This is a genomic window from Pseudomonas costantinii, assembly GCF_001870435.1.
Classification (GTDB): domain Bacteria; phylum Pseudomonadota; class Gammaproteobacteria; order Pseudomonadales; family Pseudomonadaceae; genus Aquipseudomonas; species Aquipseudomonas costantinii.
On sequence record NZ_MDDR01000013.1, the window covers coordinates 1 to 1,673 of the forward strand.

General features: G+C 59.2%; 1 pseudogene. It reads left to right on the forward strand.

Annotated features, from left to right (window positions below):
* A pseudogene (locus BFL40_RS07945) lies at nucleotides 1-1,673 on the forward strand (type IV secretion protein Rhs); the annotation flags it as partial.

Sequence of the window (1,673 nt, forward strand, 5' to 3'; positions counted from 1 at the left end):
AATCGCATTACTGAGTTTCCGTTGCCCACTGCCTCTCGTCCGGCGATTTCCAATAGTTTGGCCGAAGCGGCGATTTACTTGGGCTCATTGCCTGATGAGTTGGTGCTGGCGCAGGCGTCGCGGTTCTATCACTTCCGCGATGGTGTGCTGACAGCCATCAGCGATGGGTATGACAACCGGCTGCGGATTTTTCGTGATCTGTTGGGGCGGGTTGAGCGGCTGGATAACGGTGTCGGCCGTTCGCTGCTTTTGCGCTATGAACTCGGTCGCATTGTTGCGGTGGAGTACCAAGTTCATCGGGCCGAGGGACCGGGCCCGTTTGTCTGGGTCACTGAGCAAAACGTCATTTCCTACGCCTATGACGGCGCCGGCCGGTTGGTTTCGGCGACCAACGCGGTAGGTGAAAGCGAGGTTTATCGGTACGACGATCAGCACGTCATTCTCGAACGGCAGTTGGCCGGTGGGGCGAGTTTCTTCTGGGAGTGGGAACGCTCGGGCAAGGCCGCGCGATGCGTCCGGCACTGGGCCAGCTTTTCGCAGATGGACACGCGGTATGCGTGGGATGACAACGGCCGTGTCACGGTTCACAACGCTGATGGCAGCCAGGAAGTTTACGTCCACGATCAGCGTGCGCGGTTGGTGCAGCGCATTGATCCGGACGGCGCCGAGCATCTCAAATCCTATGACGACAAAGGTCAGCTGACGGTCGAGCAGGATCCGCTGGGCGCAGTGACGGCGTATCAGTACGACGACGCCGGGCGTTTAGTGGCGTTGTTTCCAGGGGATGACGAGCCAACCTCCTACGAGCATGACAATGGTTTCGTACGGGTTGTACGGCGTGGCCAGGCGGTCTGGAAATACGAGCGTAATGACCAAGGCGATATCACCCGCAAGACCGACCCCGATGGCAACGTCACCGACTACAGCTACAACAAACATGGGCAACTGATCGGCGTCTGGTATCCCGATCACAGCTGCCATCGGCTGACCTGGAATGAGCGCGGGCAGCTCACTGAGGAACAACTGCCGAATGGCGGCGTAAAGCGCTATCGCTATGACGATCTGGGGCGGCAGGTTGCGCGCGAGGATGAATACGGAGCGCTGACCCAATATCAGTGGGACAGTGTGGGTCGGTTGGTTCGCGTCGTACTGCCAGGTGGCGCCACACGGGAGTACAGCTACAACCCCTACGGAAAGATCACCGCTGAACGTGATGAGCTAGGCCGCGTTACTCGCTACGAGTATGCCGACGGCCTGCATCTGATCAGCCGCCGCATCAATGCTGATGGCACCCAAGTCAAATACCGCTACGACAACGTTCGGTTATTGCTGACGGCGATCGAAAACGAAGTCGGCGAAACCTACCGACTCCAGTACCACCCCAATGGCCTGATCCAGCAGGAAACCGGGTTTGATGGCCAACGCACGGCCTACGTCTACGACCTCAACGGCAACCTACAGGAAAAGACCGAACACGGCGACGATGGCAGTCAGCTCGTCACCCGTTACGAGCGAGACCATGCCGGGCGGCTCGTAAGAAAAACCCTCCCCGACGGCAAAATCGTCGATTACACCTACGACCGCCGAGGCAACCTCCTGGGCGTCGAAGACGGCCACTGGGCGCTGGCCTACGAATACGACAGCCAAAACCGCCTCACCGCCGAACACCAAGG